21 protein-coding genes are annotated in these 21,336 nt (G+C 60.6%); 6 read left to right on the top strand and 15 right to left on the bottom strand.

Annotation, left to right across the window (positions count from 1 at the left end; translation table 11 throughout):
• Window positions 1-118 precede the first annotated feature (118 nt).
• Genes FHT79_RS26895 through FHT79_RS26905 form a run of 3 tightly spaced genes read right to left on the bottom strand, consistent with a single transcriptional unit; the run spans window position 119 to window position 3,171 of the window.
• A complete protein-coding gene (locus FHT79_RS26895) occupies window positions 119-1,939 on the bottom strand; it encodes an ABC-F family ATP-binding cassette domain-containing protein (protein ID WP_028756519.1) in 1,821 nt (606 codons plus the stop codon).
• Window positions 1,940-1,941: 2 nt separating this feature from the next.
• A complete protein-coding gene (locus FHT79_RS26900) occupies window positions 1,942-2,592 on the bottom strand; it encodes a thiamine diphosphokinase (protein ID WP_028756520.1) in 651 nt (216 codons plus the stop codon).
• A gap of 51 nt (window positions 2,593-2,643) precedes the next feature.
• Window positions 2,644-3,171, bottom strand: coding sequence for a MarR family winged helix-turn-helix transcriptional regulator (locus FHT79_RS26905; RefSeq protein ID WP_028756521.1), 528 nt, complete (start codon window positions 3,169-3,171; stop codon window positions 2,644-2,646).
• A 115-nt stretch (window positions 3,172-3,286) separates the two neighbouring features.
• Between FHT79_RS26905 and FHT79_RS26910 the strand changes: the two genes are divergently transcribed.
• Both FHT79_RS26910 and FHT79_RS26915 read left to right on the top strand, forming a co-directional pair.
• Window positions 3,287-4,825, top strand: coding sequence for an MDR family MFS transporter (locus FHT79_RS26910; protein ID WP_028758626.1), 1,539 nt, complete (start codon window positions 3,287-3,289; stop codon window positions 4,823-4,825).
• A gap of 387 nt (window positions 4,826-5,212) precedes the next feature.
• Window positions 5,213-6,757: a M48 family metalloprotease gene (locus FHT79_RS26915; RefSeq protein WP_028758625.1), complete on the top strand. Its 1,545-nt coding sequence runs from the start codon at window positions 5,213-5,215 to the stop codon at window positions 6,755-6,757.
• Window positions 6,758-6,910: 153 nt separating this feature from the next.
• On the opposite strand, the gene FHT79_RS26920 is transcribed toward FHT79_RS26915, so the two are convergent.
• The 5 genes from FHT79_RS26920 to FHT79_RS26940 form a co-directional block, all read right to left on the bottom strand.
• Window positions 6,911-7,774, bottom strand: a complete 864-nt coding sequence (locus FHT79_RS26920; RefSeq protein WP_018244054.1) for an RNA polymerase factor sigma-32 — start codon at window positions 7,772-7,774, stop codon at window positions 6,911-6,913.
• Window positions 7,775-8,153: 379 nt separating this feature from the next.
• Window positions 8,154-8,726 carry a CarD family transcriptional regulator gene (locus tag FHT79_RS26925; protein ID WP_003543775.1) on the bottom strand — a complete coding sequence of 191 codons (573 nt, stop codon included), beginning with the start codon at window positions 8,724-8,726 and terminating at the stop codon, window positions 8,154-8,156.
• Between the two features lie 669 nt (window positions 8,727-9,395).
• Window positions 9,396-9,734, bottom strand: coding sequence for a ferredoxin FdxA (gene fdxA, locus FHT79_RS26930; protein ID WP_007632346.1), 339 nt, complete (start codon window positions 9,732-9,734; stop codon window positions 9,396-9,398).
• A gap of 193 nt (window positions 9,735-9,927) precedes the next feature.
• A complete protein-coding gene (locus FHT79_RS26935) occupies window positions 9,928-10,332 on the bottom strand; it encodes an RNA-binding S4 domain-containing protein (protein ID WP_028756524.1) in 405 nt (134 codons plus the stop codon).
• Between the two features lie 2 nt (window positions 10,333-10,334).
• The gene (locus FHT79_RS26940; RefSeq protein WP_047615741.1) at window positions 10,335-13,562 is read right to left on the bottom strand and encodes a helicase-related protein; all 3,228 of its coding nucleotides are present in this window, start codon (window positions 13,560-13,562) and stop codon (window positions 10,335-10,337) included.
• 807 nt (window positions 13,563-14,369) lie between these two features.
• Here FHT79_RS26940 and FHT79_RS26945 point away from each other — a divergent pair.
• The 3 genes from FHT79_RS26945 to FHT79_RS26955 all read left to right on the top strand — a co-directional run bounded on the left by FHT79_RS26945 (window position 14,370) and on the right by FHT79_RS26955 (window position 15,239).
• Window positions 14,370-14,525, top strand: coding sequence for a DUF3309 family protein (locus FHT79_RS26945; RefSeq protein ID WP_017962528.1), 156 nt, complete (start codon window positions 14,370-14,372; stop codon window positions 14,523-14,525).
• 27 nt (window positions 14,526-14,552) lie between these two features.
• Window positions 14,553-14,810: a YMGG-like glycine zipper-containing protein gene (locus tag FHT79_RS26950; protein ID WP_018244057.1), complete on the top strand. Its 258-nt coding sequence runs from the start codon at window positions 14,553-14,555 to the stop codon at window positions 14,808-14,810.
• Window positions 14,811-15,002: 192 nt separating this feature from the next.
• A complete protein-coding gene (locus FHT79_RS26955) occupies window positions 15,003-15,239 on the top strand; it encodes a hypothetical protein (RefSeq protein ID WP_165932238.1) in 237 nt (78 codons plus the stop codon).
• Here FHT79_RS26955 and FHT79_RS26960 read toward each other — a convergent pair whose 3' ends face one another.
• Complete coding sequence (locus FHT79_RS26960) at window positions 15,240-15,965, bottom strand: beta-ketoacyl-ACP reductase (protein WP_028758312.1); 726 nt, start codon at window positions 15,963-15,965, stop codon at window positions 15,240-15,242. It abuts the gene before it with no gap.
• Window positions 15,966-16,036: 71 nt separating this feature from the next.
• On the bottom strand, window positions 16,037-17,218 hold the full coding sequence (locus FHT79_RS26965; RefSeq protein ID WP_028756527.1) for an acetyl-CoA C-acetyltransferase: 1,182 nt from the start codon (window positions 17,216-17,218) through the stop codon (window positions 16,037-16,039).
• A gap of 239 nt (window positions 17,219-17,457) precedes the next feature.
• Here FHT79_RS26965 and phaR point away from each other — a divergent pair, with 239 nt between their 5' ends.
• Window positions 17,458-18,030, top strand: coding sequence for a polyhydroxyalkanoate synthesis repressor PhaR (phaR, locus tag FHT79_RS26970; protein ID WP_028756528.1), 573 nt, complete (start codon window positions 17,458-17,460; stop codon window positions 18,028-18,030).
• Here the strand turns inward: phaR and FHT79_RS26975 are convergent.
• The 5 genes from FHT79_RS26975 to mtgA all read right to left on the bottom strand — a co-directional run bounded on the left by FHT79_RS26975 (window position 18,025) and on the right by mtgA (window position 21,262).
• Window positions 18,025-18,432 carry a hypothetical protein gene (locus FHT79_RS26975; RefSeq protein ID WP_028756529.1) on the bottom strand — a complete coding sequence of 136 codons (408 nt, stop codon included), beginning with the start codon at window positions 18,430-18,432 and terminating at the stop codon, window positions 18,025-18,027. The genes phaR and FHT79_RS26975 overlap by 6 nt on opposite strands.
• Window positions 18,433-18,575: 143 nt before the next feature.
• Window positions 18,576-18,761: a 50S ribosomal protein L32 gene (gene rpmF / locus FHT79_RS26980; RefSeq protein WP_003543812.1), complete on the bottom strand. Its 186-nt coding sequence runs from the start codon at window positions 18,759-18,761 to the stop codon at window positions 18,576-18,578.
• Window positions 18,762-18,916: 155 nt separating this feature from the next.
• Window positions 18,917-19,564, bottom strand: a complete 648-nt coding sequence (locus FHT79_RS26985) for a glutathione S-transferase family protein (protein ID WP_028758313.1) — start codon at window positions 19,562-19,564, stop codon at window positions 18,917-18,919.
• A gap of 13 nt (window positions 19,565-19,577) precedes the next feature.
• Window positions 19,578-20,300: a DUF1868 domain-containing protein gene (locus FHT79_RS26990; RefSeq protein ID WP_028758314.1), complete on the bottom strand. Its 723-nt coding sequence runs from the start codon at window positions 20,298-20,300 to the stop codon at window positions 19,578-19,580.
• A gap of 209 nt (window positions 20,301-20,509) precedes the next feature.
• Complete coding sequence (mtgA, locus tag FHT79_RS26995) at window positions 20,510-21,262, bottom strand: monofunctional biosynthetic peptidoglycan transglycosylase (protein ID WP_028756532.1); 753 nt, start codon at window positions 21,260-21,262, stop codon at window positions 20,510-20,512.
• Window positions 21,263-21,336 lie beyond the last annotated feature (74 nt).

The raw sequence follows: 21,336 nt of genomic DNA on the forward strand, positions 1-21,336 counted from the left end.
TGACTTTTCCTTGTCGCCATTGCGATCGGCAATATCCCCGGCTGCCGGGCGGCACTCTATGCCGCACGACGATCAACTGGCGAATCAAGGAAAGGTGAGCCGGCGCGTTTGGGAAGCCTCAGCCTTCCAGCTCTTCGCGCAGCATTTCGAGCTCCAGCCACTCCTCCTCCATTTTGGTCAGGCTGGAGCGCAGTTTTTCCATCTCGGCGGCAAGCCGGTTGAAGGCCGCGGCATCGCGCGTAAACAGATTGGGATCGGCCATCGCCTGTTCGCGCTTGGCGATCTCGGCTTCGGCTTTCGCCATCTCCTTCGGCAGATTGTCAAGCGCGAATTTCTGCTTGAAGGAAAGCTTGGTCTTGGCACTTCCTGCGGACGGCGCTGCCTCTTGCGTCTTCGGCTTCTCCGCCGCTTTCTCCGCCCTCTTGCGCTCCTCAAGCGCGCCCTTGCGCTGCGCAAGCATGTCGGAATAGCCGCCGGCATATTCGATCCAGCGACCGTCAGGCGCATCCGGCACGGCAGGCGCGATCGTCGAGGTCACGGTGCGGTCGAGGAAATCGCGGTCGTGGCTGACGAGAATGACGGTGCCGGGAAAGCCGGCGACGATTTCCTGCAGCAGATCGAGCGTTTCGATATCGAGATCATTGGTCGGCTCGTCGAGGATCAGGAGGTTCGCCGGACGCGAGAGGATACGTGCCAGCATCAGCCGGGCGCGCTCGCCGCCGGAGAGGCTTTTGATCGGCGTCCGCGCCTGTTCCGGTTGGAACAGGAACTCTTTCATATAGCCGGTAACATGACGCTGCTCGCCGTTGACGAGCAGGTTTTCGCCGCGCCCGTCCGTCAGGTAGTTGGCAAGCGTATTCTCGGGATCGAGATCCTCGCGCTTCTGGTCGAGCGTCGCGATCTCCAGATTGGTGCCAAGCTTTATCGTGCCGCTATCCGGGGAAAGCTGCCCGGTCAGCATCTTCAACAGCGTCGTCTTGCCGGCGCCGTTCGGTCCGACCAGACCGATGCAGTCACCGCGATGCACGCGGATCGAGAAGGGCATGACGATTGTCCGGTCGCCGAAGCTCTTGGTGATCTTGTCGGCCTCGATCACCAGCTTGCCGGATTCCTGCGCGTCCGAAACGGTCGCCTGCACGCTACCTTGTGGCCCTTTGTGGCCACGATATTGCGAGCGCATCGTCTGCAGTTCACCGAGGCGGCGCATGTTGCGCTTGCGTCGCGCCGTGACGCCATAGCGCAACCAGTGCTCCTCGCGCTCGATCGCCTTGCCGAGCTTGTGCTGCTCCAGTTCCTCGGCCTCCAGCACCTGGTCGCGCCAGGCTTCGAAATGCGCAAAGCCCCTGTCGAGCCGGCGTGAGGTGCCGCGGTCGAGCCAGACGGTTGCGGTCGAGACCTTTTCGAGAAAACGCCGGTCGTGCGAGATCAGCACCAAAGCGCTGCGGGTCTTCTGCAACTCGCCTTCCAGCCATTCGATTGTGGGAAGGTCGAGATGGTTGGTCGGTTCGTCGAGCAGGAGAATGTCGGGCTCCGGCGCCAGGACGCGGGCAAGGGCGGCCCGGCGCGATTCGCCGCCGGAAAGGGTCTTCGGATCTTCCTCGCCGGTCAGCCCGAGATGGGAGAGCAAATAGGTGACGCGGTAAGGATCATCGCCCGGCCCGAGACCGGCCTCGGCATAGGCCTGAACCGTGTTGAAGCCGGCAAAATCCGGCGCCTGTTCGAGATAACGCACCGTCGAGGACGGATGGCGGAAGACCTCGCCGGACTGTGCCTCGACCAGGCCGGCGGCGATCTTCAGCAGCGTCGATTTTCCCGAGCCGTTGCGGCCGACGAGACAGATCTTGTCACCAGGCTCGATCTGCAGTGCCGCCCCCGCGAGGAGCGGTGCACCACCGAAGCTCAGGAAGATATCGTCGAGTTTCAGAATGGGAGGGGCCAAAATCAGACTCCGGAAAGATCATAGGGCCTGGCGAGCACGATCGCCTGGCCGCTGCGGAGCGAAAAGCGAACCTTGCCTTCCGCGACGTTGGAAATGGTGCGCGACGAGCCGAAAGGCAGATGAAAATCGGCCAGCGGATAACGCGCATTCTCGATGGAAAGCCCGATCAGCTCGCTGAACCCGGGCACGGAAAACAGGCTGCCCTTGGGAAGGTCCAGTTCGATCGTCCCGGCAATCAACGGCACGGCCTCTTCCTTGCCCGAGGTCAGCAGCACGTCGAAGCCCTCTTCCGCCAGGCTGACGGCCGACAGCAGATGCTGAAGCGCATGGTCCGAGCGTTCGCCGCCGAGCGCACCGGCCAGAATCAGCCGCCGCGCACCGCGCGCGATCGCTTCCGACACTGCGATTTCGCCATCGGTCGCCGCCTTCGCTGCGGGATAAGGCTGTTTCGGCACATCGGGAAATGCATCCTCGAGATCGGCGGGCGTCGAATCGAAATCGCCGACCCAGAGCTCGGGCATAATGCCGAGTGCTGCCGCATGCCGCATCCCGCCATCGGCCGCAATGAAGCGGCTGTCGCCAATGGCATGGCGCAGGCGCTCCGTCAGGCTGAGTTCGCCGCCAAGGAGAATGGTGAAGGTGGATTGGCTCATGGGCACTGCCCTTAGCGCAAACGGGGGGTCGAGGGGAAGGGGCGCCTCGCCTCAGCCCGGCGTATCCTTGTCGCGCGACAGGAAGACCGCCTCGTAACCGCCGATGAAACGCTCGAAAAGTATCGCGAAGCGATCGATATCTTCCTGCGGCCAGTCGGCGACGATCTCGGAGATGATCGCGAGCTTCTGCGCGACGATCTCGGCAAGCAGAGCCTGGCCGACCTCGGTCATGACGACAACGATCCGCCGCGCGTCGGCCTGCGAGGCCTCGCGGCGCAGGACGTTGCGCCCGACCATGTCGGCCACCACGCGGCTTGCCCGTGACGGATCGATGCGCAGCATCTCCGCGATCATGCCGACCGTGACCTCGCCGGCAGGCTGCGCCCTGCGCACGGCATCGAGCACGTCGAGATGTGAAAGTTCAAGGCCCGGTGCGGCACTCTGGATCGCCAGCCGGCCGATCAGCCGCCGACCGGTCATCAATCGCATGCGCGCCATGCTGCGGCCGATACGAGGCACGTTTTCCTCATTCGGCGTGGCGGATTGCGCGGAAATGGTCTTGGTCAGCACGTCACTCATGACGAGACCATAACAGAGCCGATGCGGAATTTGAACATGCTGATGTCAATAATGTGCTGTTGACAAGTATATGCTGTTAGCACATAAAAGTCCATCAAACCCGGAATGACGCTCCATGGACATGCAACTCGCGCCTGCGCCGCTCGTGACGGATCCTCGTCGCCGGCTTATCCTGTTCTTCTTCCTGATGACGGCCATGTTCATGGCGACACTGGATAATCAGATCGTTTCCACGGCGCTGCCGACGATCGTAGGCGAATTCGGCCATCTTGAGCGCTTCGGCTGGATCGGTTCGGCCTATCTCCTGTCGCTGAGCGCCGTCATGCCGCTTTACGGCAAGCTCGGCGATCTCTTCGGCCGCAAATATGTGATGATGACGGCGATCACGATCTTCACCGTCGGCTCCGCGGTCTGCGGCCTTGCGGTCTCGATGGACACGCTGATAGCCGCCCGCGTGCTTCAGGGCCTTGGCGGCGGCGGCATCATGGTGTCGATCTTCGCCGTCAACGCCGATCTGTTCGAGCCGCGCGAGCGGGCACGCTATCAAAGCTATTCGAGCCTCGTGCTGATGGCATCCGGCGCGATCGGCCCGGTGCTCGGCGGTACGATGAGCGATCTCTTCGGCTGGCGCTCGATCTTCCTCGTCAATGTGCCGATCGGCTTCATCGTACTTGCCGGCCTTGCTTTCATGTTGCCGTACCGAAAACCGCATCGCCGGCCGAAGATCGATTATGCCGGTGCGCTCCTGCTTGCCATGACGACGACAAGCATCGTGCTTGCCACCGACAGCAGCGAACTCTTCGGCGCATTGATCTCACCCCAGAGCGTCGGCATCGTCGCCTTCGGTGTGATCTGTGCCGTCATCTGGGTTTTCACGGAGCGCCGCGCGCCGGAGCCGATCGTTCCCCTGCAGCTCTTTCGCAATTCGACCTTCAGCCTGCTCCTGGTGATCTCGATCATGGGCGGCGCCATCGCCATCGGCATGGTCAATTATCTCGCCCTCTTCCTGCAAACCACCACCGGCCTTTCACCGTCCGCCGCCGGCCTGCTCTTCATCCTCCTGACCGGCGGCCTCGTCTGCGGATCGTTGACGGCAGGCCGCATCATCTCGAGGACGGGGCGCTACAAGCCCTTCGCCATCGCAAGCCTCACCTGCAGCGCCACCGCCTTTGCGCTATTGTCGCAGGTCCATGCGGGAACGCCGATCGCCTTCATCGGCGCGATCATGATGCTGCACGGTATCGGCATCGGCCTTGCCCAGCAGGTTCCCATCATCGGCGTGCAGAATGCAGCACCGGCGCGCGACGTCGGTGCGGCCACGGGCTCGGTGACGCTGTCGCGCATGGGAGGCGCTTCGATCGCCATCTCGATCTACGGCGCGATCATTGCCTCTGGGCTCGGCACGGTCGGCATTTCCATTCCCGGCGTCGCCGATATCGAGCAACTGACGCCCAAGATGATGGCTGCTCTTCCCGAGCCAAGCCGCCAGGCCGTGGCCGATATCTATGCTGCCGCTTTCTCGCCGCTCTTCATGACCTCCTGCGCCATCGCGCTGATCGGCCTTGTGGCTGCCATCATGCTGAAGCCAGTGCAATTGCCCCGCGCCGGCGAGACGGAGAAGCCGCAAGCGGCGACGGCGGAAGCTGCCGAATAGTCGAATCGCCCCGCGGAAATGCCTCACCAAGAGGCGCTCCCTCACAAAGAACATATTTCTGGTTGCGCTTTTCGCGCATGGCTGTCGCGGCCGCGCCGGTTAATTCAATCGGCCCGTTCTTTTTCCGCGCCGTTGACGAATCTCCGCTCTGTGACGGAACTTTCGCCATAATTTCATCCGAGCGAAGGGAGGCCTCAATGCCCGAGGCTTGCCAAAATGCAACGGCGCCACATTTAAACAGAGTCTCGCTATGCAACCGATGCGTAAATCAGCTACAGCAAGGACTTGTATAGGCCGATTGTGCAGCGCGAGATCAGGGGTGCGCACCTGTTGAATTCCCCTTGCCACGGTCGGTTTGAATCTGCGGCAAACCGGCAAAACAGCGACATGATGCGGAGAAACAGACTGGACAGCTTGACGACGTGGAAATCGCCCGCGCTTTCCAGTGATGCCATCTCCACGCCGCGGCGCTTCGCGCGTCGCCTGATGCTGCTTTCAGCCCTCGCAATGGCGCTGAATGGCTGTCAATCGCTGATCGACCAATCCTATCAGCCGAGTGTTTCGCCTTCTTCCAATCCGCAGATCGTCGACGAGGTGCAGAAGAACGACCCGCGCGCGGCGATGGGCGCCCGTGAGCATCCGCGCATCGTGGCAAGCTACGGCGGCGAATACAAGGATGCCAAGACCGAACGCCTCGTTGCCCGCATCGCCGGCGCGCTGACGGCGGTGTCGGAAAATCCGAGCCAGTCCTACCGCATCACCATCCTGAATTCGCCGGCGATCAACGCCTTTGCGCTGCCGGGCGGTTATCTCTATGTCACCCGCGGCCTGCTCGCCCTTGCCAACGACGCCTCGGAAGTCGCCGCCGTGCTGTCGCACGAGATGGGCCATGTGACGGCGAACCACGGCATCGAGCGGCAGAAGCGCGAAGAGGCTGAGGTCATCGCCAGCCGCGTCGTCGCCGAGGTGCTTTCCAGCGACATCGCAGGCAAGCAGGCGCTGGCCCGCGGCAAGCTGCGGCTCGCCGCCTTCTCCCGCCAACAGGAGCTGCAGGCCGATGTCATCGGCGTGCGCATGCTCGGCGAAGCCGGCTACGATCCCTATGCCGCAGCCCGTTTCCTCGATTCGATGGCGGCATACAGCCGCTTCATGTCGGTCGATCCCGAAGCCGACCAGAGCCTCGACTTCCTGTCGAGCCACCCGAACTCCGCCCAGCGCATCGAGCTTGCCCGCACCCACGCCCGCGCTTTCGGCCAGGAAGGTTCCGTCGGCGACAAGGGCCGCGATTATTATCTCGATGGCATAGATGGACTGCTCTACGGCGACAGCCCGGAGGAAGGCTATGTGCGCGGCCAGACCTTCCTGCATGGCGGTCTCGGGATCCGCTTCGACGTGCCACCGGATTTCCACATCGACAACAAGGTCGAAGCCGTGATGGCCACCGGCCCGAACGATATCGCCGTCCGCTTCGACGGCGTCGCCGACAATCAGAACCAGAGCCTCACCAACTATATCTCCAGCGGCTGGGTGACCGGTCTCGACCCCTCGACCATCCAGCCGATCTCCATCAACGGCATGGAAGCAGCCACCGCGCGCGCAAGCGCCGACCGCTGGGATTTCGATGTCACCGTGATCCGCAACAATTCGCAAATCTTCCGCTTCCTGACCGCCGTGCCGAAAGGCAGTGACGCCCTTGAGCCGACGGCCAATGTCCTGCGTGCGAGTTTCCGGCGCATGACGCCGGCAGAGGCAGCCTCGCTGAAGCCGCTGCGCATCCGCGTCGTCACCGTCCGGCCGGGGGAGAACATCTCGACGCTCGCCGCCCGTATGATGGGCACCGACCGCAAGCTCGATCTCTTCAAGCTCATCAACGCCCTGCCCACGGGCGCAGCCGTTTCACCGGGCGACCGCGTCAAGATCATCGCCGAATAAAAGAGGCCCGGCTTACGCCGGGCCAGTCTGTGCTGCTGGAGGGGACAAAGCATGTCGCGCAAAACTGTGCAGCGGTTTTACGATAACGACATGCGTAAAACAAAGACCTGAAGCGCGAGGAGCGAATCTGAAGGATCGCAACGCGCTTTGGGTTCAAGCATAGGCGGCCATATGCGGATCGGCGCTAACGAGCGCGCTGCGAAGCTTCTCCATCGCCCGGCTTTCGATCTGACGCACGCGTTCCTTGGAAATGCCGAGGTCGGCGCCGAGTTCTTCGAGCGTGGCTCCGTCCTCCGCCAGACGCCGGGCACTGATGATCTTCATCTCGCGTTCGTTGAGATGTTTCAGCGCCGAGGCGAGCCAGACGCGGCGGCGCTCGCCGTCGATCATGTTGGAAACCTGCTCGTCCGGCAGGGGATCGTCACTGACGAGGAAATCCATCTTCTCCGCACTCTCGGCATCGCCGGAAACCGAAGGCGCCTGCAGCGAGGCATCGTTGCCAGAAAGCCTGGCATCCATGGTCTGTACATCGGCGAGGCTGACCCCGAGGGCAGCGGCGATTTCCTGGTGAATGGATTGCAGCGTCAGCTGCGTGTCACCCTTGGCGAGCTTGGCGCGCAGGCGACGCAGATTGAAGAACAGCGCCTTCTGCGCCGAACTCGTGCCGCCGCGCACGATCGACCAGTTGCGCAGGATATAATCCTGGATCGAAGCCCTGATCCACCAGCTTGCATAGGTCGAAAAGCGCACGTCGCGTTCCGGTTCGAAGCGGGCGGCGGCCTCCAGCAGCCCGACATAGCCCTCCTGCACGAGATCGCTCATCGGCAGGCCGAAGTTGCGGAACTTGCCGGCCATAGAGATGACCAGGCGCATATGGGCCATGGCGATCTGGTTGCGGGCACCGCGATCGTCGTGATCCTTCCAACGAGTGGCAAGATCGTGCTCTTCCTGACGGGCGAGATAGGGGGCGGCCATCGCGATTTTGATCATGCGCCGATCTGCAGACATGTTCTTCATTTCGATCTCCTGAAACAGGCCTCTCGCCCTAAAATGAACAATAAAACACAGCTTCCGGAACATCGCTGTTCCAGACTGAATGGGGTTCTGAATGCATAAAGGCCTCGCCCCTGGACTTTTCAGGGGGAGGCCCTATTTCTCATCATGTGCCGCTAAGACGGCCGGGCTGGACCTGTTTCTTCACGTTGCCGGATGGGCAATATTGAAAAGGCATGATCCGCTCCTCATCGAACATTGACGGAATAGCAGTTCGCCCGTCGAGGCCATTGCCCGCGAGCAGTCCGCAATTACGTGTGTTAAACGCGGCAGTCGGGAAAAAGTTCCAATAAAAAAACCCGGCGCGAAGGCCGGGTTTTTTGACAGGAAAAACAGGCTCGCCTTATGCGGCTTCGTCCTGCGAATCGTCTTCTTCGATTGCCTTTCCGCGCTTCGGACCCTTGTTGAGATTGGTCTCGACGAGACGGACGGCTTCGGTTTCCGACATCTTGTTGACGGCGGCAATTTCGCGCGCCATGCGATCGAGCGCAGCCTCATAAAGCTGACGCTCGGAATAGGACTGTTCGGGCTGGTTCTCGGCACGATAGAGATCACGCACGACCTCAGCGATGGAAATCAGGTCGCCGGAATTGATCTTGGCATCATATTCCTGGGCGCGACGGGACCACATGGTGCGCTTGACGCGCGCCTTGCCCTGCACGACCTTCAAAGCACGCTCGACGAAATCCGTTTCCGAAAGCTTGCGCATACCGATGCTCATGGCCTTCGCGACCGGAACCTTCAGACGCATCTTGTCCTTCTCGAAATCGATAACGAAAAGTTCGAGCTTCATGCCGGCAACTTCTTGCTCTTCGATAGCGGTGATGGTACCGACGCCATGAGCGGGGTAAACGATCGATTCACCGGTCTTGAAGCCGTGACGTGCTGTAGAAGGCTTTTTCTGCTGAGTCGTCATTCTATTCAAAAACTCCCTGTTACGCATCCGGCGGCGGCCGGAGCCGGGTCAGTCAGGCCCGGGTGAGACGGTAGTATCCGTCGGGTGACTTCACTCTGGTCCTATCGGGCAAAAGCAAAGACTTTTTGCGCACGATCTTGGGATCCCGGCGCTCAAAGCGTTGATATGTCACGGAAACCGCGTACGGATTTGTTTTGCTTTCGTGATGGTTTTGGGCATGCGTCATGCCACAAATGGAACAGTAGACGAAACCTATCATAAAAATATGAGGAAATCAATAATTTGCTTCGCTTGAGTCATGCGGGCAACACATGTCACCCATATGCCTCACGCAGCTTTTAGAGCCTTTCCTGGTCAGATTGAAGCATTCTGTTGGCTCAAACGGAGTCGGATGGTCGACCGACCGGCGCGCGTCGTAGCCCAGATCTACGGCCAAACCGGCCGATCGATCAGACGGCCCGTTTCAGCCAACCCTCCCGCAGATTTGCTTGGCAAATCTGCAAGACTTTAATATCGCCGGACGCACCTGTTGCTTCGCCTGGCGAAGCAGTGCGGCCGGTGGGCCGGGCATCTCTATGCCAGGTCAGAATGCTGCAATCTGACCAGGAAAGGCTCCAAACGTTTCGCCCCGCCACCGCCCGAATCCGGAGGCCGAATGTGGGCGCTGTCTCAATCGCCGGAACCGGGCTTCTCGGAGAAATACTTCTCGAATTTTCCGGTCTCGCCATCCATTTCCTTGGCCTCAGGCAACGGCTCCTTCTTGACCGTGATATTCGGCCAGATAGTCGCATATTCGGTATTGATCTTCAGCCATTTATCGAGACCCGGCTCGGTATCGGGCTTGATCGCCTCGGCGGGACATTCGGGTTCGCAGACGCCGCAATCGATGCATTCGTCGGGATGAATAACGAGAAAGTTCTCGCCCTCATAGAAGCAGTCGACAGGGCAGACTTCCACGCAATCGGTGTATTTGCACTTGATGCAATTGTCGGTCACGACATAGGTCATGAAGAACTCCAGGATTTCCATGCGATGGGGCCGGGCAACCTGGAACGTCGCGCCTATCCCCGTGCCGGAGGAAAAGCGTGGGCAGGCTTGGGCGGCAAGCACGCTTCCGGCAGGTTGACAGTGACCTATCGGCTTTGGCGCCGGATTTCAAGGATAAACGATCTGCAAAAGCCGCCAGCGCAGACAGAGTTTTCTAATCCTCGTCCGACATCAGCCTGTCGATTGCACGTCTTTCCTTTTTGGTCGGACGGCCGGTACCGGTCGCCCGGATCGCCTGTTCGTAGGGCGTGAGACGTTTTGCCTCATCAGGCGGCGGCGATTGATCGTCATACAGCAGGCGCGCCTCCTCGTAAGGTCCCCGCCGCTCACCGGCGAGGCGCACCACGAGAACGACGTCGCGCCGTTCCAGCGTCATCTCGATACGGTCACCCGGCTTGACCATCTGGCTCGGATGGCTGCAGCGTTCGCCGTTGATGCGCACATGGCCGGATTGGATTTGGCTCTGCGCCAATGAACGCGACTTCACCATGCGCGCGAAGAACAGCCACTTGTCGATGCGCTGGCGCGAACCGCTTGTCGGCTGTGTCTCCGCGCTCATGATTACTTCTTCATCTGCTCCTTGAGAGCCGCGAGCTTGGCGAAAGGCGAATCCGGATCGATCGGCTTCTCCTTGCGCGGCGGCTTGGCCTCGAAGCGCAGCGGCTGCGAGCCGCCGCGATTGTTGTTGCGGTCGTTACGATCGTTGCGGTCACCGCGATCCTTGCGGTCACCACGGTCCTGCCGGTCGCCGCGCGGCTGATCGCCCCGTGGCTGATTGTTGCGATCGCCCCTTGCCTGCTGCGGCCGGCCGCCATCGCGACCGCCGCCGTCCTTGCCGCGATTGTTGCGATTGTTGTCACGGCCTTCGCCGCGATTGCCCTCGCCGCCTTCACCGCCGCCCGGCCGACGATTGCGGTCGCCGCGTTCCTGGCTCTGACCGCGCTCCTGGCCCTGGCCGCCACGGCGTTCGCCATGCCCGCCGCGCGCCTGGCGCTGATTGTCGTTGCGGCCGCCGAGACGCCACAGAAGAACCGGCTTCGGTTCGACCGGCTCGCCAGCGTCCTCAGCAGCGGATACCGCCGTCTCGGCAGACGCTTCCACCGAAGCGGCTGTCTCGGCTGCTTCGACAGGAGCAGGGGTTTGGACCGTTTCGGCCACGGGCGCGTCGGCAGCCACGGGCGCCGCCTCGGTTGCGGGCGCTTCGGCAGCAGTCTCTTCCGCCGCCCCGTCGGCATCGTCGTGATCGGCCTTTTCGGCTGTCTCATCCGCCGACGTTTCCGCGGTGGCGGCGGGCACTGAGGCCGCATCCTGCGCCGCAAGATGTGCCGATGCCTCTTCCGCCTTCACGGCATCGGCGCGATAGCCGAGACCCTTGAGGATTTCTTCCATGTCCTCGAGCGTCGCACCAAGAATCGACAGCATAGCCGTCGTCGTCGTGAAACGGCGGCCGTCATAGGCGCCCTCCGGACGATTATTCTGACCGGGCTTCCACTGCAGCAGCGGACGGATGATGTCGGCAAGCCGTTCCAGGATGTCGATTCGCACGGCACGCTTGCCGAGGAACCGGAAGCCGGCGAGCTTATAGAACATCCGCTCGAAGCTCGGGTCGGTGACGACGGAGGTGCGGCCGGCGGCAAGCACGGGAATGAGATCGCCGTAGCCCGGTTTGTCGAGACCGTCGTTCTTCAGCGCCCAGAGCAGCGTGATGAGCTCGGCCGGCGCCGGCTTCAGAAGTGCCGGAACGAAGATATGATAGGCGCCGAAACGCACGCCGTAGCGGCGCATGGAGGCGCGGGCATCCTGGTCCAGCGACTTCACCTCCTCGGTCACGTCGCGTCGGAACAGCACGCCGAGATTTTCGACGAGCTGGAAGGCAAGCCCCTTGGCAAGACCCTGCAGATCCTCGGCGCGCGACAGATCATCGAGCGGTTTCAGCACCGTGCTGATATGATGGTTGACGAAGCGTTCGATGCGGGCCGCAACGTGATCCCGGGCATTGCCCGTCAACTGCTCGTCGGCCAGCAGAAGCACGCGCGGACGCATGACGTGATCACTGCCCGAAAGCCGCGCCACCGGGTCGCCCAGCCAACGAATCAACCCATCCGAGCCGATCGCCAGATCACTATTGCCGGCGGCATGCATCCGCGCCGCGCGGGCTTCGAATTCGAGCGCGAGCGCCTTCTGCGACGCAGCCTGAACCGCCTTGGCATCCGGTCCGTCCGTTCCCGCCACCGGCGTGAAACGGAATCCGCTCAATTGCCCTACATGATGTCCTTCAACGAAGACATCACCATTCACACTGATTTCAGCTTCCAGCATCGCATTCTCTCTCAGGCGCTTCATGAGCACAGATGTCCTGCGATCAACAAAGCGTTTCGTCAACCTTTCATGTAACGCGTCGGACAATCGATCTTCGATTTCCCGCGTCTTTTCCTGCCAGTGTGTCGGATCGGCAAGCCAGCCAGGCCGATTCGAAACGTAGGTCCAGGTCCTTATCTGCGCGATTCGCGCCGAAAGCGTGTCAATTTCCCCATCTGTCCGATCGGAGCGATGCACCTGCTCCGCGAGAAACTGCTCATTCACCGTGCCATAGCGGACGAGATCGGAAAAGAGGGTCGAGATAAGATCGGCGTGTTGCGCAGGAGTGATACGCCGGTAATCGGGAAGCGCGCAAGCCTCCCAGAGTTTTTCGACGCGCGCCGGCCTGTCGGCGAGATCGATGACCTCTGGATAACGCGAAAGCTGTTCCAGCGCCTGCTGGTCGACAGCAGGCAGCGCTCGCGTCAGTCCCGGCACGCGCGGTCCCGCCTCAAGGCTTGTCCGCAAGGATTGAATCGAGGAGAAGTCCATCTCCGTCGTGCGCCATTGCAAAACCTTGACGTTGTCGAATTCGTGCCCCTCGATACGTTGCACCAATTCATCGTCGAAGGGCGAGACCTGTCCGGTGACGCCGAAGGTCCCGTCCCGCACGTGCCGCCCGGCGCGCCCGGCGACCTGGCCGAGTTCGCCCGGATTGAGATTGCGGAACTGGTAACCGTCGAATTTCCGGTCTTGGGCAAAGGCGACGTGATCGACATCGAGGTTGAGGCCCATGCCGATCGCATCGGTCGCCACCAGATATTCGACGTCGCCCGCCTGATAGAGTGCGACCTGCGCATTGCGGGTGCGCGGGCTGAGCGCGCCGAGCACGACAGCCGCGCCGCCACGCTGGCGGCGGATGAGCTCGGCGATGGCATAGACCTCGTCGGCCGAAAACGCGACGATGGCAGAACGCTGCGGCAGCCGGGTGATCTTCTTCTGGCCGGCATAGAAAAGATGCGAAAGCCGCGGCCGCTCGACGACAGTGATGCCCGGCAGGAGCTGCTGCAGGATCGGCCGCATCGTCGCCGCGCCAAGCAGCAGCGTTTCCTCACGGCCGCGAAGATGCAGAATGCGGTCGGTGAAGATATGACCGCGCTCGAGATCGCCGGCGAGCTGAACCTCGTCGATGGCAACGAAGGCGGCCTTGGTCTCACGCGGCATCGCCTCGACGGTACAGACGGAAAAACGCGCATTGGGCGGCGAAATCTTTTCCTCACCGGTGACCAGCGCCACATTCTGCACGCCGACCTTCTCCACCACCCGCGTATAGACCTCGCGCGCCAGCAGCCTGAGCGGCAAGCCGATCACGCCGGTCCCGTGCGCGACCATGCGCTCGATGGCATAATGGGTCTTGCCGGTATTGGTCGGTCCGAGCACCGCGGTCACACCGCGTCCACTCAGAATCATCGGCTGCGAAGTCAGAGTCATGGGTCCATGCAAATGAGGCGGGTGGCCCCAGGAAAATCTCAGCCCCACGAGGGAAGCTAAAGAACACATGGACAGCTGCCGCCGCAAACGCAAGGGCAGATTTCAAAATGCACCGGGGATTACGACCTTTGCGAGTCTTGTGGAAGGTCTGAATTCACGATTCGGAACAGCGTGAGAACGAATCAGCGACGAATCGCTGACTCCAGCTGATTCAGCTTTTGTTCACGGCTAAGTATTGATTTTGAATCACTTTTTCCCACTAGATGCTGAATCGCGAGACTCCCTCCCATTCGCATTTTCGCCGTCGTGAGCGACGATTCCCGCGCCGATTTTGAACAGGCGAGAGCGTCCCGAAATTAACCTCTCGACCAAAGCCGGAACGAATCGGAGACGAATCGCTGACTCCGCGGTTTTCGCCTTTCGTTCACGACCAAATCTGGTGGCATCACCAGGTCCGGACGCTAGATGCGGAATCGGCAGCGGAACTCTTCGCCCGCCTCCTGGCACAGGCATTAATCTTTTTGAAGCCGGATTCAGACAGCGTTAAGTCAAGGCGGCCAATCGCGATGGGTCGATCAAAAGCGGAACGAATCGCTGACGAATCGGCGACACCGCGGCTTTCCCTCTTTGTTCACCGCAACATATTGTATTTAAATGTAATTTTAACCATAGCGGCAATTTTCCGAGATGACGGAAATTAACCGTGAATCACGCCCTCGTCACATTTCCAAGCTTAACCGGGAACAAAAATCGCCAATGCGTGTTTCTGGTCCATCCAAATTGCGGATGAAATGAAGGAAACACACCATGCTTGGCACGATACTTCTAATTATCCTCATTCTGCTCTTGATCGGAGCCTTGCCAAATTGGGGTTACAGCCGTGGCTGGGGCTATGGACCTTCTGGCGGTTTGGGGCTAGTTCTCGTGATTATCATTATCCTTGTACTAATGGGCCGCATCTAAAGGCCAACGAACCTGGGGAGTTACGACATGATGAAGAAGATTGTTCTTATTGGTGCGCTGGTCGGCGCTCTGGCATCCTGCACAGCAACCGAGCAAGGTACGGCGATCGGCGCCGGCACCGGTGCGGTCATCGGCGGTGTCGTCACCAACAGCTGGGGCGGTGCCGCCGTCGGCGCCGTGGCCGGCGGTCTAACCGGCGCTCTCATCGGCCACTCGGTCGAACGCCGCGGCTACTGCGTCTATCGCGACCGCTACGGCCGCCGCTACGAGGCTCGTTGCCGCTAATCGGCAAAACCATATCGGACTCCCAACGGGCGCTTCTGCGCCCGTTTTTTTGGCCTGCCGAATCCGTCAACGAGACGTTGAAAATCGGTTATGAAAGCCACACCTACTGCTACCCAACAGGCAGGCACATATTTCCTTCACCAGCGCAACGGACAGGCACAGCCGCCCGGCGCACCGGAAAGGAACGCTTTCATGATCCAGATTTTCCTGAATTCCCTTGTCGCCGTTCTCATCGCATCGGCCTTTCTGACGACTGCGATAACAGCCCTTAGCAGCCAGGATCGCTCGCTGCGGAAAGTACCGGTCAAGGTACAGAGCGGCAACCGAATGCCGACCGCCGCTCTTAATCCCGTAAATGATCAAAGCGATGGCGCGTCCTGCCGGACGCGCCATCGCTTTGAATCTGCGTATAACCGCTTAAAGGAATAATTAGGCGAAGAACTGTCCGCCATTGGCCGTCAGCGTCGAACCGGTGATGAAGCCGGCATCGTCGGAGACGAGGAAGGTGACGCAGCGCGCGATCTCTTCCGGCTCGCCGAGACGGCCGACGGGGATCTGCGGAATGATGCGTTCGTTCAGCACCTTCTCCGGCACGGCAAGCACCATTTCCGTGCCGATGTAACCGGGGCAGATGGCGTTGACGGTGATGTTCTTGGCCGCCCCTTCCTGGGCCAGCGCCTTGGTGAAGCCGAGATCGCCCGCCTTGGCCGCCGAATAATTCACCTGGCCCATCTGGCCCTTCTGGCCGTTGATCGACGAGATATTGACGATGCGGCCGAAGCCGCGATCGCGCATGCCGGTCCAGACCTGATGCGTCATGTTGAACAGGCCGGTGAGGTTGGTATTGATCACCTCGTGCCACTGCTGCGGCGTCATCTTGTGGAACATCGCGTCGCGGGTGATGCCGGCATTGTTGACGAGGATTTCGACCGGCCCGATCTCGCTTTCGATCCTGGCGATCCCTTCGCCGCAGGCAGTGTAGTCGGAAACATCCCATTTGAACACCGGAACGCCGGTGACTTCGTGGAAGGCTTTGGCCTTCTCGTCGTTGCCGGCATAGCTGGCCGCGACCCTGTATCCGGCATTTTTCAGTGCCATGGATATTGCCGCGCCGATGCCGCGTGTACCCCCGGTGACCACAGCCACTCTGCTCATGCTTCGCTCCCCTTTTGTTTTTCGCCCCGCCGCGTGGCGGGATTCTCAATCAATCCTGGATCGTATGCTATTTAAAGTGCTTCAAAGCACATGGCCACACCCATGCCGCCTCCGATGCAGAGCGTGGCGAGACCCTTCTTGGCGCCGCGGCGCTTCATTTCGAACAGCAGCGTGTTGAGAACGCGCGCGCCGGACGCGCCGATCGGATGGCCGATCGCGATCGCGCCGCCATTGACGTTGACGATCGCCGGGTCCCATCCGAGATCCTTGGTAACGGCGCAGGCTTGCGCCGCGAAAGCTTCGTTGGCTTCGACGAGATCGAGATCGTTCACCGACCAGCCGGCCTTTTCGAGCGCCTTGCGCGAAGCCGGGATCGGCCCGGTGCCCATAATGGAAGGATCGACGCCCGCCGTTGCCCAGGAAACGATGCGGGCGAGCGGCTGGATGCCGCGCCGGACGGCTTCCGCTTCGCTCATCAGCACCGCCGCAGCGGCGCCGTCGTTGAGGCCGGATGCATTCGCGGCCGTCACAGTGCCGTCCTTGTCGAAGGCCGGGCGCAATTTCCCCATCGCTTCCAATGTGGCGCCGTGACGGATATATTCGTCGGCATCGACCGTAACGTCGCCCTTACGTGTCTTGATGACGTAGGGGATGATCTCGTCGGCAAAACGGCCGGCCTTTTGCGCCGCTTCCGCCTTGTTCTGCGAAGCGACGGCGAACTGATCCTGGTCGTCGCGCGACAGCTGCCACTGGCGCGCGACATTTTCGGCGGTGATGCCCATGTGGTAGCCGTGGAAGGCGTCGGTCAAACCGTCCTTGATCATCGTGTCGACCATCTTCATGTCGCCCATCTTGACGCCGCTGCGTAAGTGCGCGGCATGCGGGGCCATCGACATGGATTCCTGGCCGCCGGCAACGATGATCTTGGCGTCGCCGGTGGCGATCTGCTGCATGCCGAGCGCGACCGCGCGCAGGCCCGAGCCGCAGAGCTGGTTGACGCCCCAAGCAGTCGCCTCCTTCGGAATGCCGGCCTTTATCGCCGCCTGGCGGGCCGGGTTCTGGCCCTCGCCGGCGGCAAGCACCTGGCCGAGGATCACCTCATCCACCTCGCCGGCATCGACGCCGGCGCGCTCGAGCGCCCCCTTTATGACCGCCGCCCCGAGCTCATGCGCGAGGACCGTCGCGAAAGCGCCGTTGAACGAGCCGACTGCTGTTCGCCCTGCACTGGCGATGACGATGGATGAATTGCTCATGGGGACGCTCCTCGTTTTCGTCTCACTTACATAAGGAGAAACTGGCAAAGCTTGGAGCACAAGTCAAACGCGAAGACCGGCTGCCGCCATTTTTCAGCCGAAGCGCTCCCAAGCCCGATTCATCTGCTCTGTTAAAGGTTTGCCGCATCGCACAAAGAGATTGTCACCGGCCTTCTTTTGCGTTTACAGTCTCAAGTGGAGGAAGATCCATAAATCAGACGGGGGTTCAGGAGACTGATATGGCGAAGCATGAGGGTCAGATCGTTATCAAGAAATACGCCAATCGCCGCCTATACAACACGGGCACCAGCACCTATGTGACGCTGGAAGACTTGGCGGAGATGGTGAAGAAAGGCGAAGACTTCACCGTACAGGATGCAAAAAGCGGAGATGACATCACCCATTCGGTGCTGACCCAGATCATTTTCGAACAGGAATCGAAGACCGGCAACACGTTGCTCCCGATCTCCTTCCTGCGCCAGCTCATCACCTATTACGGCGACCAGATGCAGATGGTGGTGCCGAGCTTTCTCGAACATTCGATGCGCGCCTTCACCGAACAGCAGTCGCAGATGCGCGAGCAGGTGAACCGCGCCTTCGGCGAGACGCCGCTCGGCAAGAACCTGCAATTGCCGATGCAGATGGTCGAAGATCAGGTTCGCCGCAACACCGAGCTGTTTCAGCAGGCGATGCAGATGTTCTCGCCCTTCATGACGCCGCCTGCCAAGGAAAGCCGCAAGGCCGAGGCCAAGGATATCGATGAGCTGAAGGAACAGCTCCGCGCCCTTCAGAACAAACTCGACAACCTATAATCCGATCGAGACATCACGCCCGGCGCTCCGGATCGAGACGGCAAAACCGCCGATCACATCGATCAGGGCGATCGTCATCAAAATGAAGAATACCTGCGTCGCAGCATCCCGGACGAGCAGAAACTCGACCAGGAAGGCGATGAACACCAGCATCGACAACATATGGTTGACGAGATTGCCGGGGCCGGTTCTGGTCGCCTTGAGGATTTCGAAGAACAGCACGACAAGGGCGATGACGATGAACAGATCGCCGAGCGCCATGCTCCAGATCGCGCCCGAGATCATCGACAGCACGATGACATCATGCTGCAGGGCCGGAATGCCGCCATCGCCCATCAGGCCCAGCATCGCCAGATTGTAAAGAATAAACGGGATAATCATCAGCGGCATTGCGGCTATCATCGGCAGTCTCCTCAGCGCAAGAAGAATACTGCCGCAAACCGCTGCCAGACCGCAAGTCATTGCAAATATTATACCGTCGAAATAGAAAAGGCCGGCGTGACGCCGGCCTTGAAACTTTCGATCGGACAAGCCGGATCAGGAAATTATGCGCTTTCCTTCGGCGTCAGAACCTGGCGGCCGCGATACATACCGGTCTTCAGGTCGATATGGTGCGGGCGGCGCAGTTCGCCGGAGTTCTTGTCTTCGACATAGGTCGGAGCCTTCAGTGCATCTGCCGAACGGCGCATACCGCGCTTGGACGGGCTTGTTTTTCTCTTCGGTACAGCCATTTCTCTTACTCCACTTGCGGGCAAAACATTCCCACGGCCAGACTGGCGGCCGAAACGGACATGTCGCGATTTCGGAATTTGGCGCGCTTATACATGCAAGGGGTGGCCTTGACCAGTCCCCATGCGTATTTTTTGCGAAGCCGATGATTCCGGGCTCAGACTTCGTCTTCCGGCACGATCCAAGGCTCCGCGCGGGCCGCCTCTTCCCATTTTCGCCAGGCCGGATGCGCCTTCATGGTCTCCATATAGGCCAGCGTATCGTTTCGGCTGACGAGATCATAAATGTCGAAGCGGTTGACGACGGGCGCAAACATCGCATCCGCCCCGCTGAACGCACCAAAGAGAAACGGTCCGCCGGATTGCTGCAACAGGTCGCGCCAGATTGTCTCGATGCGGCTGATATCGGCGTCGACACCATCCGGCAATGCGATCTTGGCCTTCGGCCGGCGGATATTCATCGGGCAGGCGTTGCGCAGCGCCCGAAAGCTCGAGAGCATTTCCATCGAAACCGAACGGGCAAGCGCCCGCTCGGCCCGATCCGCAGGCAGAAGGCCGGCCTCCGGATAAAGCTCGGCGGCGTATTCGATGATCGCCAGCGATTCCCAGATCTTCAACGCGCCGTGCTTGAGAAGCGGCACTCGCCCGGTCGGCGAAACCGCCTTGATATGGGGATTGCCACCAGGATAATCGAAGGGGATCAAGACTTCCTCGAAATCGATGCCGACGCCCGTCAGCGCCATCCAGGGCCGAAACGACCAGGAGGAATAGTTCTTGTTGGCGATATAGAGCGTCGGTTTGTCCATGGGCCTCTTCCGTTCAGGCTTCGAAATCAAAGATCAGCAATTCGTGGAAATGGTTCATGTCCTCGAACACGCAGAATGCCGGCGGGGTAAGCTCGAAAACGGGAGCCCTGCGGCGGATATCCTCGGCCACGTCATCGAGCATCGCCTGCCAGCGCGGCAAGGCTTCGTCCTCAAGCCGTTCGACCGCATAGGCGAAAGTCATGTGGAACTTATAATCCTCGTGGTTCGGCTGGCGATAGCCGAGAAGATCGGCCAGCGCGTTGCGCCAAGCGCGCATGACCTTGCGGTCCGTCTCCGTCGCCCCGTCGACGAGCAGGCCCGACGGGCGAGCTTCGACGATCGCGACCCTGAAGCGGTCAGCCATCGAGAAACCTTCGAGCCTGGCCGCCATCAACTCGGTCATGTCTTCGATGGGCGTATCGAGCGGCAGATCGCCCGGCCAACAATCCTGCCGGCGCCGGGTTTCGATGACGCCTTCGAAAAGTGTCATGTGAAGACTTGATATCGGCGTAAAGAGGAACTGTGGAGCCTCGGGCATAGCCAGATATGTCTCGCGCGCCTCGATCAGCGCCATCTGCGTCTGCGAACCCTTCTCGATATGGCAGACGATGGTGTTGCCGGCTTCCGGGAGAAAGCCGCCGATCTTGCGATAGCGGCTGCCGAGATGGGCGGGCGGGTTCGGATTGTGCGTCTTCGAATAAGAGAGAAGCTCGGGCGAAAATGTCGTGATGGTCATGGGCGAATCGGGGCTCTGGTTGGACAGCATCCGTCCATATGGCAGAACCAAGAATGTCAGATGACGCTTACCGCCTCTAGAGCATGATACCGAAAAGTGTGAGCGGTTTTCTCACGACATCATGCTCTCACGATATAATTTAGAACAGGATTCAGATTTCAGGCCGACCCCGGGCTAAAATCATCCTGTTCTGACGACAAGTTCTGATGTCAATCATAGATACACTTGATGTAATCGCCCGAACCTTGCGCACGCCTCTCGATCACGCCGGCAAGCCGGCGAAGGCCGCGTCCGGGCTTGCCGGCATTGCGGTCGATCGGGTTCGGCAGCGAGACGGCTAGCAGCGATGCCTGGCGCCGCGTCAGCTTCGAGGCCGGCACCTTGAAATGATGCTGGGCGGCCGCCTCGATGCCGTAGATGCCGGGACCCCATTCGGCGATATTGAGATAGATTTCCATCAGCCGCCGTTTCGACAGGACGAAATCCGTGGCGACCGCGAGTGGAAGCTCCAGCGCCTTGCGCACAAAGGAGCGGCTGTTCCAGAGGAAAAGGTTTTTCGCCGTCTGCATCGGGATGGTGCTGCCGCCGCGCGTCGCCTGGCCTTTCAGCGTATCCTCGACCAGCATGCGCATTTCAGCCCAGTCGACGCCGCCGTGAAAGCAATATTGCCCGTCCTCCGACATCATCACCGACTGCACCACGACCGGGGCGATGTCATCCAGCGACACCCATTGCCTGTCGTAACCGCGCAGCAGCAGGAGATCGCGCAGCATCAGCGTCGAGACGGGGTGAATGAAGGGCAGCAGATAGAAAAAGATCAACGCGTAGGGAAGGATCAGAAAGACCAGGACGGCAAGAACAATGCGTTTCAACACGCGCCGATCTCCGAACCGCCGATCTCCGAACCATTGCCGACGAACCGGCATGTCGACGCTGTCCTCTCTCTCCGGCGCTATATCCAATGTTCCCCAGTCCGATTTCGCTCCTCTCGTTCTCATAGCGCCTGTACAGAGCTTATGCCAGAGTGCGTGGTGAA

The organism is Rhizobium sp. BK212 (genome assembly GCF_014197475.1).
GTDB classification, from domain to species: domain Bacteria; phylum Pseudomonadota; class Alphaproteobacteria; order Rhizobiales; family Rhizobiaceae; genus Rhizobium; species Rhizobium anhuiense.